Here is a 12044-nt window from a genome sequence, read left to right as displayed (position 1 = left end):
AAGAAGCTGTTCCTTCCAGCTTCTTTATCTATATAACATTTTTCGCAACAATTTTTATATGTTCTGGTGCGATAATCTCCGTTATACTTTCTTGGAAATCTTCCCGCAACATTTCTTCCAAATGTTCTAACTGCACTTCAACATGAGTGCATTCTAAATTATGTATATTTAACAGTGCATAATGATCTTTTTTCTTAATTACTAAATATTGATTTTCCTCTGTCACAAGTACAGAACCTAATCGGACTCCTAGTAAGCGTTGATCATCAAACTTCATAATTACTTCTCCTTCCCTCATATAAACAAAATTACAATGAAAATAATTACATTTATGGAAAAACACACTTATTTAGACTATATCATAATTTACTAAAATAGAAATATCTTTTTCTGTTTTAATAAAAATCCCTATTTTTTCATATATTTCGATACAAAAAACTTTCTCAACATTAAATTTGAATTTTCAGTTTTTAATCCTATGAAAATCTATTATAATAAAGTTAATAAATGTTTGACCTCTCCTAATTCATGTACATATGGATGATCAGTAGTTATTGCTACTGATCTATTTTTTTGATTTCAGAAAGTACATACTCTGCATCCTTTCCTACACCACAAATAAGTGCGGAACCCCTTTGAGATTGCCATGGTAAACCGATATAATACAATCCTTTTACTGGACTGATTCCCTTTATATGATTAGGAAATCCTTTCTCATTCACTGCCTGTTCAATTTCAATCCAATTATAATTTTGAACAAAACCAGTTGACCATATAATGCTTTCTGCACTATAAGTATCACCATTCTGAAACATAATGTTATTTCTTGATGCACTTACTACTTTTTCTTGCAGTTTGATTGCTCCATTACGAATAAGTTTCTTACCTTCAAAACCGAAAATAGGGTCCTTTCTCTTCTGAAACCATCTTCCCCTCTTTGTATTTATTTCAGCGTACAATAAACCCACTTTTTCTAGCAGATTAAAAATACTTTTTCCAAAAAGTTGTAACGGTAAAAACGTTAAAGGATGACTAATAGACACCGTAACTTCATGAGTCTTTGCCAGTTCTACTGCAATTTGCATTCCTGAATTCCCACCACCTACTACTAGTACTTTTCCCTTAGGAATTTGTGATGGTGATTTATATTGTGATGAATGTATTTGAAAAATATGTGATGATAGATTTGCTGAAACTGAGGGAATAAACGGTTGCTGAAAAGCACCTGATGCGATAATAACTTTTTTCGTTTGTAAAATTTCTGTAGGAGTATGTAATTCAAATATTTCTTTTTCTTTCTTTATTTTTAGAACTTCCGTTTGTAATTGTACCGGTAATTGAAAATGTCTTGCATATTCTTCTAAATAAGTTGCAATTTCATCTTTATATGGAAATTCATTTTTTTCACCTATTAACGCCATACCCGGCAAGCTACTGTAAGACCTTGGGGTAAAAAGCTGCAAAGAATCATATCGATTTCTCCATGAATCACCAACTCGTTTTCCTGCCTCAAGTAATAAAAAATTATGCCCTTCTTGCTTCAAGTAATATCCCATTGTTAATCCAGCTTGACCCGCCCCAATAATAATTAGATCTTTCATTCTAATCCCTCCTCTTCTTAAACGCATGAATACTTGTTCATATATTCATACGTTTCCATAATCATAACATTTTCTTTTTATATGATTCAATATCTACTCAAAATAAAAAAGAGCAGTTCACTGCTCTATGAACTACTCTTCATTCCATTTCTACAATTTTTCCTCGTATAGTGTAATTCTATTTGAAAACGGATCAATTACGGTTAATTCAATTGTACCCCAAGGTGTTTTTTCTATATTCGGCTTCGAATAAGCATATTCTTTACTTAATACTACAGAATGATAATCCTTTACATCATCTATTTTGATCCGAATCGCACCACCTGGTGAGGCATCACCATGATGTTCTGATAAATGTATCACAGCATCCTGTAACGAAATTTGCAAATATAATGGCATATTTTCCTCATACCGATGTTCCCAATCCAGTTTAAATCCTAAAAAACCTAAGTAAAATAGTTTTGCTTTTTCAATATCAAAAATTCTAAATATAGGTGTTATCATTTATACTCTCCTCCTATTTATAAACATCTGCTGCCAATTCTCTCAAAACTTCCACGTTTACTACTTCAAAACAACCATCATTCTTCTTTATTATCTCTTTATCACAAAAAACATTTAATGTGCGCAACAAATGCCGATAGCTCGTTCCTAACAATTCCGCTGTTTCCGTTAAATTCCCACTAAATACAATTCTATTTCCGTGCTGTACTGCCCGTTCTCCTGCTGCTAACATGTAACTCGCAAGTCTATTTTCAAGAGGATATAGTAAATTAATTGTACTATTTTTTGAAAGCCGATTTAACTTATGCGCTAACGATCCGCAAATACATCGTAAAAATTTCGCATCATTAAATAGTTGATTTCTCACTTTCCCTAAAGGCAAACCAACACAATATGAATCTGCCATCACTTGTACGTTTGAAGTTGTCTTTTGAGAATGAATTAACTCCACATCTCCTAACAGCTGCAAGCTATCATAAAAGCATAATAATACAGATTTCCCGTTACTTAATGTATTAAACGCTTTCGCTTTTCCTTCAACGAAGAAAAATAAATAATCTATCTCTTCATTTTCTCTACAAATAAACTCATTCTTTTTAAAAAATATAAGTTTCATATATGGCTTCATATCATGACTAAAAAATGAATCAATATTATTTTTCTTCATATACTCTGCTAATTTAATAGAATTACATACTTTCTTCATAGTTCCCCACCTTTACAACTCATCCCCATTGTAATCAAAATTTTCTTCTTCCACTATGACATATGTCATAACAATACACAATTTCAGCATGATACAGTCATTACAAATATGAAATACAAAGGGGATATTACATTGTATAACTTTCTTTCTGTCTTTATTGGTGTGCTCATCGCCGTTATGCTTCCATTGAATGGAATTTTATCTGAGTTAATTGGCAAGTACACAGCAAGCGTGGTCATTCACCTTGTCGGTTTAATTGCAGTTATCTTCATTTTAATCATAAACAAAAATAAAATTCGTTTCGATAAAAGTATTCCACTTTTTTTATATAGCGCTGGAGCGATTGGAGTATTCACTGTTCTTTTTAACAATATAAGTTTCTCCGTCCTTGGTGCTTCTATTACGATCGCATTAAGTTTACTCGGTCAATCTATTGCTTCCATCGTTATTGATCATTTCGGCTTATTAGGAATGAAAGTTGCAAAGTTTGAAAAGAAAAAACTAATTGGATTATGTTTCATCTCTTCTGGAATTATAATCATGACAATTTATTAATGGGGGCAAGAAAATGTTATATATTACGATCGCTATTTTAGCTGGTGTTTCTATCGTTGTTGCTAGAATTATTAACGCGAATTTAGCAAAGGAAATTGGAAACTGGGAAGGCACGTTTTTCAATTATATTACTGGATTATTTTTCTCTATGTTATTTTTAATTTTCAGTTCAGATTCATTGTATATCCCTATTCATAAGTTGCAATCTATTCCTATCGCCGTATACTTAGGCGGATTAGTAGGAGTTATCGTTATTTCATTATCCAACTATATTACTCCTAAAATATCAGCCTTTTATTTAACATTACTCATCTTTATCGGACAATTATTTGCGGGGACTATTATTGATTTCTTCCTGACAAATGAACTCTCAATTGGTAAAGTTATCGGTGGCATTTTCGTATTAATTGGGCTCACTTACAATTTACTCATAGATCGCCCGATAAAAACTGTGAAGCATAACCAAGTTCAACTATAATACTTTACGCTTACCTATCATATATTAATAGAAAAGCTCTTCACACGAAGTAATAGAGAGGAGAAAATCCTATTAAAAAAATTATTTTATTGCTAGGTAGCGTATTAATTATTTCTGGAATTGCATGGTTTATAAACTCGGGAAAATCTATTCAAGATCTCTATACTGCAAATAAGCCGAAAAAGAAAGCTACTATTATTTCAAGCTCGCGAGATCCAAATGAGCCCTCTGTTTTTTTAGGTAAACAGGAAATAAAAGATATACATGTCGAATCAATTAAAACAAAACAGGATATCTTTCTCACAAAAACAGATGAATTAAAAACGTTTATTAACAGTATGAATACCGCAAAAAAAGGTAAATTAACATTAGATGAAGAAGGATCAGACTTAATAGATTGTGATATGTGGATTACTTTCGAGGATGGAACTTATAAAAAATATTTCATATGGGTAGTTGATCATCACAGCAGCGAAGTGATGATTGCTCAGCAAGATACTCCTGATGATGTAAACCTTACGTACTATCAGTTAAACGAAGATAGTTCAAAAAAAGTTTATAATTTATTTAAAAAAATTATTTAAACGAAAAAGTCATGAGCACGCGAACTCATGACTTTTTGCACTATATATACTCAGGGAACACTCTACAACCCTTTTCCTGCTCTATATCATGACCAAAGAAAACAATTGGTTTCTCTTTCGCCACAACTCCTTTTAAACGTTTAATTGAAGATAAAGCTAATTCTGGATCAAATCCTGCGAACGGCACTTCATCTTCAAAATTCTCTTTCGTGTACGATGCATCAATTGTTAATAAAACTGAACCGGATTGCTCCGTCTCAATGAATAGCGACTGATGGCCTGGAGAATGACCTGGCGTATACAATAATTGAACACCTGGTACCACTTCATAATCCCCTTCAATAATTTTGTAGTTCAAATGCGGTAATATACATTCTTTCATATATTCTTCTCTATGAAGTGCTGCCTCATATTCCGTTCGCTGCACAATAATCGGTGTATTTGTAAAAGCACCGTTTCCTCCTGCATGATCAAAATGTAAGTGAGAACTAATAATATATAAAAGGTCGTCCGGCTCATACCCTACACGCTTTAATATATTCACGATTCTATCTTCTTCAGTCATTTTCGGTAAAATCTGTCCTTCAACAAATGTACCGTTAAAAAGCCCTTCATTATTAACTGCACTTTCTGGCATACCTGTATCTACTAAAATAGGCCCCTCTTCTGTCTCCAAAAGATAACACCATACAGGTAAGTTCAATAAATTCCCCGGCGCGAGTGTACCATTAACAGAAGAATGATCTAACATACAACGACCTGCTGGGATGAAATAAAGCTTCTTTACTGTCATTATGTATCCACCTTTACATTTAGTTTGGGATAAAGTAATACAATAAAAAATTCTTCTTTTTAGAAATAAACTCCTTCTAGACTATCAGTACAGCTTACATAAAAATGAAACATTAACACCGATTAACGCTGAAAACTAAAAGAAAGCACATGCACTACTTGAAAGCGGGCACACCATTGGGAAAATCGTATTAGAGAGATTTTAATCATGATAGTGACAGATAGTATGTGAAACTATATTAACGATTTTTCGAATATATCTATCATAACGTACAATATATCAACGATTTTTCGAATATATCTATCATAACGTACAATATATCAACGATTTTTCAAATATATCTATCATAAATCAAATTATATCAACGATTCGTCAAGCTATATCGATTTATCGACAAATAGCAACAATAAGAAAAGGCTGTTCCAGATGAACAGCCTTTTCTTTATTTACTTGAAATCTCTTTATTATTTTGAACGTCTAACGGAGCTCGCTTTCCTATTCCGAAAGCATAGAAACTAATTGTAACGATAGCTAAGAAAATAATACCTACAACTAATGAAATACGAGTATCATCGTTAAACCACATTCCGATTAATACCATAATTAAAAAGGCAATCGTTAAATAGTTTGTTACAGGAGCAAATGGCATTTTGAATGGATGATCTTTCATCTCTGCTCCCTTTTCTTTTCTAAAATTAATTTGACTAATTAAAATGACAAACCATGGTACCATACCAGGAAGTACACTCGCACTATATACATATACGAATAAGTTTTTCGGTGCGATGTAACTTAAAACAACACCAACCGCCAGACCGATAATTACGCCAACTGTACCAAATAAAGGTACACCATTTCCAGAAAGTTTCGTAAAATATTTCGGTGCTTGTCCATTTACACCTAACGTATAAAGCATACGACCAGCACTATAAATACCACTATTACAACCAGACATTGCTGCTGTAATAACAACAAAGTTAATAAGTCCAGCTGCTGCCGTAATACCAACTTTCGCAAAAGTCGCTACGAACGGGCTACCAATTGTACTTAATTGATCCCACGGATACACAGTTACAATAACGAAAATAGCACCGATGTAGAAAATTAAAATACGCCAAATTGTACTTTGAATCGCTCTTGTAAGTGTCTTCTTTGGATCCTTCGCTTCACCAGCAGTAATACCGATTAATTCCACACCTTGATACGCTCCAACTACAAGTGATAATGCAAAGAAGAATCCTGAAAAACCACCTGTAAAGAAACCGCCATTTGACCAAAGATTAGATATGCCAATCGCTTCTCCGCCGTTACCAATTCCAAAGAAAATAAGGCCAAATCCCGCAATAATCATTAATAGAATCGTAACGATTTTAATCATCGCAAACCAAAATTCAAATTCACCAAATGACTTAACTGAAATTAAGTTAGCTGCACCAAGAATAACCATTGCGATTATACCTGGTATCCAAGCTGGTAAATCCGGGAACCAATATTGCATATATGCTCCAACCGCGATAATTTCTGACATCCCAACGATAACCCACTGGAACCAGTTACTCCACGCTGTCATATAACCAGCTAACGGGTGAATATACTTATGACCGAACGTCGCAAATGAGCCTGTACTTGGCTCCATATACAACATTTCTCCCATGGCACGCATGATGAAGAAGATAAAAATACCTGCAATGGCATAAGCAAGCATTACTGACGGACCTGTCCATTTAATTGTGCTGGCTGACCCCATAAACAAACCAACACCAATCGTTCCGCCTAAAGCAATCATTTGAATATGACGTGCTTCTAAACCTCTTTTCAATTCTTTGTTTGCCACTTCACTTCCCCCTCTTAGATGATTCATAGCCGCATTTTAACACAAGATGCTTTCCCCTAATTCCTTTCGGCCCTGAAAATGATGAAGCAAACGTCATTTTACACTAGCTTTAAAGCTATCCTAAAATCGTTTTGCGCTCCTAATAAAATTCTCAAAACCTTTCATCTTCCAATATTCTATAAATCTTAAAATTACTTACCTTATATTAATTCATTAATCTGAAAAATTCAATTATTTTTTCAATAAATTATTATACATAAGTCTGATTAATTTTTAACTAAATTAACAATAAAATACATCTATTCAATATGATTCCGGCATGAATATTATTACAATATAAATAACCGAGGAAAGTATATCTTCCTCGGTTTCATATGTCAAATACTTCAACCTTTATAGTTAATAACGTAATTTCCCACACATTCGATTTATATACCAATGAGAAATTTAATATATTAATAAACTACTAACTTCTTTACACCAGCCAAAATATAAAAGAGTCTCATTAAAAAATGAGACTCTTTTACAATTTCATATTTAAATCGATTTCGAAGTTTGCTTACCAAAGATAAATACCCTAGTAAACACTACCATTATAACTACAATAACCAGAAAATAAAGTGGCATCACTAGTAACGAGCCTGTATGCAGCTGACTCATTCCCAAAATTGTCATCGTTACAATTACATAGTACCCTAAACTAAACAATGCACCTGCTGTACCAATGACATCTTGAAAATCTACTAACGCTAAACTTAAACAGTTAGGTAACGCTACTCCAATCCCTAATAACAATATAAACATTGCTATTAAAAATACAACCATATATATTACATTCGGATTTAATCCAATAAACGTAATAACAGATAAAAGGATAGCTCCCCCTGTCATTACGAGACAACCGATATATATAATTTTCTCTGGTTTATAAGTAGCAAGTAAACGTTTTGAAATTTTCGCTCCAACAATAGAAGCAGATGCAACAACAATTCCTAGAAATCCATACATACTAGGCGATAATTGAAAATATTCAATAAAGATAAACGGCGCTTCTGCATAATAGCTAAATAAAACACCATTTGCTCCTCCAATTAACAGCCCATATGTTACCACTTTCGGATTTGTAATTAACCTCTTCGAGACTGAAAATACATTTATTTTATTCGTTACTGAGACCGTTTTTGTTTCAGGGAGAGAAACAAACGTATACAGAAAAATACCGATACTCATAACTACTAAACTTAAAAATACTATTTTAAATCCAAACATTTGATCAAGAAAGCCACCAATTAACGGTCCTATCGCTGGTGTAAAAGCAATGACTGCCGAGATTTGAGCAAACATAACATGCCGCTTATGCCCTTCTACACTTTCCCGAAGAATCGTTTGTGTAACCACGGATCCTGCACTTGCTCCAAACGCTTGAATAAAACGACTTATCAATAAAACTTCAATGGAACTTGCAATATAGCATAAGAAACTCCCAGCGCCATATACGACAATTCCAAGTAACATCGCCCGGCGACGACCAATTATATCTGATAACCACCCAATAAAAAATACACCTAACGCAAAACCAGCAAAATACACACTAAGTGTTAACTGCACCTCATTATTACTTACATGTAACGCCTTTGAAATGTCTGGTAAAGACGGTGTGTAAATCGTTTCACTAATTTGCGGAAATGCGACAAGAACAATCATTAACAAAAGTGATGGTACTGAGACTTTTTTCATTTTTCATACCCTCCTATAACTTTGAAAATCTCAGAAATAAAAAGACTTTCCTTAGCTACGGAACAGGAGGGGCCATTATAGAAATCCGTTCATAAAACAACAAAGAAAACACCTCAATTACGTATGTTAATACTTATAGGAGGGTAATATTAACATCGATTTTTAAATATACTTTTTCAATTATATTACATACTGCGTTTCTTTTACTAGTGCTCGGCCTTGGAGGATTGTTAAAAAGATAACTTGATGCAGTCACCTTTTTATGGAATAATTAGAAATAGTTTGAATTCGTAAGTTTAATTATTAAACGATAGACTAGCATATTTTAATGTCACAAGCTTACAAACTGGAGGCCTTTCGTAATGATTGAAATTTTAAGGACAGTAGTAAACTTTCTAATTTCTCTATTCTCAGGAGAATTACCATTTGTATATTATGTATGGATTATTACCCTATTCCTAATTCAAATAACCCAATCTACTCTAAACTATAAACTCTTTAACAAGAAAGGCAATTTCAGCACTTATATATCGGAAGGATTACTTGCTTTTATTATTTTATTGTTTGGAGGAATATTAGTATCTAAGTTACTTGCTTACATAATAGACGATCCTACTATTAGTATGACGAATTTAACACATTATTTTGTTTCTCTTATCATATTAACTATATTTGTCGTAATAACCTGTGTTAAAGACTTTATAGAGACATCTATAAAGAATAAAAATATATCTCTTTTGAGCTTTTTAGTAATTTCCTTAATAACAAGCATACTTTCATTCAAGTTTTTATCACCTTTAATTGAAAGTTCTTTTTCTCTTTCTAAATCTTTTATAACTACTTTAATCATTCTTGTAACTATATCAATCCCTCTATTAATTTCCTTAGAGGATAAGTATGCAGATGAAGGGGAAACGGAAAATTTATAGCTTCTCATTTACATAAAAGAAAGAGGGAGCTCCCCTCTTTCTTTTAAATCATCCCTTTTAATATTAATCCTAAAACTGACATTATTATCGCACTAATAATAATTCGCAAAATCCAAGTTGTGTTTGTACTTATTTTTTCTAATTGCTTATTGATTGTTGCTATATCTTTCTCATTAATAGTAGTACGCGTTTCTAAAGCACGAATGTCTCTCATAATTTCTTTTTGCTCCGCCTTGAGACTGTCAATTTTAGCGTAAACATCTTCCATATATTCACACCCTCTGTTCATCTTAATAGAAAAATCTATATATATTATGAGACAACCCTCTTACCTGTGAATACATTGCGTACATCCGCGTACCAAATTATTTGTACAATCTAATTGAATTATTCATATGTTTCCTATCTTCTATATAAATCAGCGTTAAGATAAATTAAAAAAGGAATCCCTTGTTTATTTAACAACAAACAAGGTGCAATCCAACATTCGGGAGCACCTACGATAATTTCTATTGTTTTCATATTTACAACTCCATATAATCAGTATGATTTTCTGAAGAAGCCACTTTTTGAACTGTTTAAAGTATACTAATATGAATACGAAATAGCTGTATTGATAAACTCTCTAGAACAATAAATATACTGGCTGAAACGGATCTATATCCAATATTTTTTCCAGTAACATGAATGGTTATTTCTGATAAATACGTTTGTATATCATTGTTTTCAAAAATTTCATCCTCAACCTTTACAATATCTGCTTCACAATCTACTTCTTTAAAAGTTTTCAATAATTTTGTTTCCAATAAACTACAATCAAAATTCTCATCTTTTATTACGGCAAATTTAACCTTCATATCGATTTCCCCATTTTTAACAAACTAAAATCATTAAATCAATATAAATATATATTATTCTATTAAATAATTCAAAATATACGCTTCTCATATACATTATTAAAAATCAGTTCTAAAGAATTAAATGCAAAAAGAAATTACATATACAAATCCCCTATTTCAACTTAACTTTGTGTAATAATGCATATTTCAAATACATTATTTCCTTTCACTCATACTTTTATCATTGAGTTTTTATTCACAAATTCGTAACACATATATATGAGTTATTATGCTAAAATTAGTTTATTCACAAGAAGAAGTTATTCTTAATAAATCAATCATTTTTAATACCCTGTTTAAAGCCTTGCCCCCCTGCAAGGCTTTTTCCTATTTAACTAGAGTAGTAGTTTTCGTTATGCATCTCTCCCCTTTGTTCCTTACCCTACAAATAATACTGAATGTTTATTTTACTTTTTCAACATCCTTACTCGCTCTGTTCGAGAGCTCTTTACCAAATATTCAATCTAATGATAAAATTGACCAAATTAATATTTTCGTCCATAACTGTATCAAAAAGTACACTAAAGAAAAAATAGCACTCTCACGATTAAGTAAACGCGAGCTTTTTTCTTCTATCTACTTACTATTTAAGGTTAATAGTTTAGTAACAAGATTTAAAAATTCGACTTAAATTCATTAATGAATGGAGAGGTTTATATGAAATTAAAAGACAAAGTAGCAATCATAACTGGTGGTGCAAGTGGAATTGGCGAATCTACTGTTCGTCTTTTTATCGAAGAAGGTGCAAAAGTAGTTATTGCTGACTTTTCTGAACGTGGAAAAGAACTATCAGATGAATTGAATGCACATGGATATAATACATTATTTATTAAAACCGATGTAACAAAAGAGGCAGATATTAAACAGCTAATTCATGAGACAGTAAGTACATACGGTAAATTAGATATTATGTATGCCAATGCCGGCGTTGCTGATGATGCACCGGCAAACGAATTATCCTATGAAAAGTGGAAAAGAACTATTGATATTAATTTGTCTGGGGTATTCCTTTCTGATAAATATTCGATTGAACAATTTCTTAAACAAGGTACAGGTGGTGTCATCGTTAACGCTGGTTCGATTCATAGTTTTGTTTCATTACCTACACCAACAGCATACTCCTCTGCAAAAGGTGGTGTGAAACTATTAACTCAAAATTTATGTACTGCCTACGCTAAATATGGAATACGTATTAACGCGGTGTGCCCTGGTTATATTGACACCCCTTTACTAGGTAGTGTTAATCCTCAACAGAAAGAATATTTAGCTTCACTTCATCCACAAGGCAGACTTGGAACACCAGAAGAAGTCGCTAAAGCTGTCTTATTTTTAGCAAGTGATGATGCTAGTTTTGTTAACGGCACAACACTTCTTGTTGATGGAGGCTATACTGCACGTTAATTTAAAAATTTTGAAGCACCCTA

The 12044-nt window shown here is 32.5% G+C and carries 14 protein-coding genes; 5 read left to right on the top strand and 9 right to left on the bottom strand.

Annotated features, from left to right (window positions below; genetic code table 11):
• Positions 1–28: 28 nt before the first annotated feature.
• From ACUN13_RS25965 to yeiL, 4 genes are all read right to left on the bottom strand, one after another.
• Positions 29–277, bottom strand: coding sequence for a hypothetical protein (locus ACUN13_RS25965; RefSeq protein ID WP_000666948.1), 249 nt, complete (start codon positions 275–277; stop codon positions 29–31).
• 280 nt (positions 278–557) lie between these two features.
• Complete coding sequence (locus ACUN13_RS25960) at positions 558–1601, bottom strand: flavin-containing monooxygenase (RefSeq protein WP_000653862.1); 1044 nt, start codon at positions 1599–1601, stop codon at positions 558–560.
• A 150-nt stretch (positions 1602–1751) separates the two neighbouring features.
• The gene (locus tag ACUN13_RS25955; protein ID WP_000632406.1) at positions 1752–2105 is read right to left on the bottom strand and encodes a glyoxalase superfamily protein; all 354 of its coding nucleotides are present in this window, start codon (positions 2103–2105) and stop codon (positions 1752–1754) included.
• Between the two features lie 13 nt (positions 2106–2118).
• Positions 2119–2811 carry a transcriptional regulator YeiL gene (gene yeiL, locus ACUN13_RS25950; protein ID WP_000754835.1) on the bottom strand — a complete coding sequence of 231 codons (693 nt, stop codon included), beginning with the start codon at positions 2809–2811 and terminating at the stop codon, positions 2119–2121.
• A gap of 108 nt (positions 2812–2919) precedes the next feature.
• On the opposite strand from yeiL, the gene ACUN13_RS25945 reads away from it, so the two are divergent.
• The 3 genes from ACUN13_RS25945 (at position 2920) to ACUN13_RS25935 (ending at position 4428) form a co-directional block, all read left to right on the top strand.
• Entirely contained in the window at positions 2920–3366 is a 447-nt protein-coding gene (locus ACUN13_RS25945; RefSeq protein WP_002039063.1) for a DMT family transporter, read from the top strand.
• Positions 3367–3379: 13 nt separating this feature from the next.
• Positions 3380–3844 (top strand): DMT family transporter, encoded by a 465-nt coding sequence (locus ACUN13_RS25940; protein WP_000965811.1) that lies wholly within the window; start codon positions 3380–3382, stop codon positions 3842–3844.
• A gap of 89 nt (positions 3845–3933) precedes the next feature.
• On the top strand, positions 3934–4428 hold the full coding sequence (locus tag ACUN13_RS25935) for a hypothetical protein (RefSeq protein WP_000901702.1): 495 nt from the start codon (positions 3934–3936) through the stop codon (positions 4426–4428).
• A gap of 40 nt (positions 4429–4468) precedes the next feature.
• On the opposite strand, the gene aiiA is transcribed toward ACUN13_RS25935, so the two are convergent.
• The 3 genes from aiiA to ACUN13_RS25920 form a co-directional block, all read right to left on the bottom strand.
• Positions 4469–5221 carry a quorum-quenching N-acyl homoserine lactonase AiiA gene (aiiA, locus tag ACUN13_RS25930; RefSeq protein WP_000216574.1) on the bottom strand — a complete coding sequence of 251 codons (753 nt, stop codon included), beginning with the start codon at positions 5219–5221 and terminating at the stop codon, positions 4469–4471.
• Between the two features lie 442 nt (positions 5222–5663).
• A complete protein-coding gene (locus tag ACUN13_RS25925; RefSeq protein ID WP_001284404.1) occupies positions 5664–7055 on the bottom strand; it encodes an amino acid permease in 1392 nt (463 codons plus the stop codon).
• A 537-nt stretch (positions 7056–7592) separates the two neighbouring features.
• Complete coding sequence (locus ACUN13_RS25920) at positions 7593–8792, bottom strand: multidrug effflux MFS transporter (protein WP_000758017.1); 1200 nt, start codon at positions 8790–8792, stop codon at positions 7593–7595.
• Between the two features lie 362 nt (positions 8793–9154).
• Here ACUN13_RS25920 and ACUN13_RS25915 point away from each other — a divergent pair, with 362 nt between their 5' ends.
• Positions 9155–9721, top strand: a complete 567-nt coding sequence (locus tag ACUN13_RS25915; protein ID WP_322371679.1) for a DUF5823 family protein — start codon at positions 9155–9157, stop codon at positions 9719–9721.
• Positions 9722–9764: 43 nt separating this feature from the next.
• Here ACUN13_RS25915 and ACUN13_RS25910 read toward each other — a convergent pair whose 3' ends face one another.
• Positions 9765–9989, bottom strand: a complete 225-nt coding sequence (locus ACUN13_RS25910; protein ID WP_000390461.1) for a hemolysin XhlA family protein — start codon at positions 9987–9989, stop codon at positions 9765–9767.
• Between the two features lie 310 nt (positions 9990–10299).
• Positions 10300–10578: a hypothetical protein gene (locus ACUN13_RS25905; protein WP_000865005.1), complete on the bottom strand. Its 279-nt coding sequence runs from the start codon at positions 10576–10578 to the stop codon at positions 10300–10302.
• A 699-nt stretch (positions 10579–11277) separates the two neighbouring features.
• Here ACUN13_RS25905 and ACUN13_RS25900 point away from each other — a divergent pair.
• Positions 11278–12021 (top strand): SDR family NAD(P)-dependent oxidoreductase, encoded by a 744-nt coding sequence (locus ACUN13_RS25900; RefSeq protein ID WP_000768018.1) that lies wholly within the window; start codon positions 11278–11280, stop codon positions 12019–12021.
• The last annotated feature ends 23 nt before the right edge of the window (positions 12022–12044 follow it).

The sequence above is a fragment of the Bacillus cereus group sp. Bce041 genome, assembly GCF_052646455.1.
This window is presented reverse-complemented; position numbering and strand designations above follow the sequence as displayed.

Excerpts from the sequence above, each read along its gene's own strand:
- ACUN13_RS25910 (WP_000390461.1), bottom strand. The coding sequence starts at position 9,989 with ATGGAAGATGTTTACGCTAAAATTGACAGTCTCAAGGCGGAGCAAAAA.
- ACUN13_RS25900 (WP_000768018.1), top strand. The coding sequence starts at position 11,278 with ATGAAATTAAAAGACAAAGTAGCAATCATAACTGGTGGTGCAAGTGGA.
- ACUN13_RS25955 (WP_000632406.1), bottom strand. The coding sequence starts at position 2,105 with ATGATAACACCTATATTTAGAATTTTTGATATTGAAAAAGCAAAACTA.
- aiiA (WP_000216574.1), bottom strand. The coding sequence starts at position 5,221 with ATGACAGTAAAGAAGCTTTATTTCATCCCAGCAGGTCGTTGTATGTTA.
- yeiL (WP_000754835.1), bottom strand. The coding sequence starts at position 2,811 with ATGAAGAAAGTATGTAATTCTATTAAATTAGCAGAGTATATGAAGAAA.
- ACUN13_RS25960 (WP_000653862.1), bottom strand. The coding sequence starts at position 1,601 with ATGAAAGATCTAATTATTATTGGGGCGGGTCAAGCTGGATTAACAATG.
- ACUN13_RS25945 (WP_002039063.1), top strand. The coding sequence starts at position 2,920 with ATGAAATACAAAGGGGATATTACATTGTATAACTTTCTTTCTGTCTTT.
- ACUN13_RS25940 (WP_000965811.1), top strand. The coding sequence starts at position 3,380 with ATGTTATATATTACGATCGCTATTTTAGCTGGTGTTTCTATCGTTGTT.
- ACUN13_RS25915 (WP_322371679.1), top strand. The coding sequence starts at position 9,155 with ATGATTGAAATTTTAAGGACAGTAGTAAACTTTCTAATTTCTCTATTC.
- ACUN13_RS25905 (WP_000865005.1), bottom strand. The coding sequence starts at position 10,578 with ATGAAGGTTAAATTTGCCGTAATAAAAGATGAGAATTTTGATTGTAGT.
- ACUN13_RS25920 (WP_000758017.1), bottom strand. The coding sequence starts at position 8,792 with ATGAAAAAAGTCTCAGTACCATCACTTTTGTTAATGATTGTTCTTGTC.
- ACUN13_RS25965 (WP_000666948.1), bottom strand. The coding sequence starts at position 277 with ATGAAGTTTGATGATCAACGCTTACTAGGAGTCCGATTAGGTTCTGTA.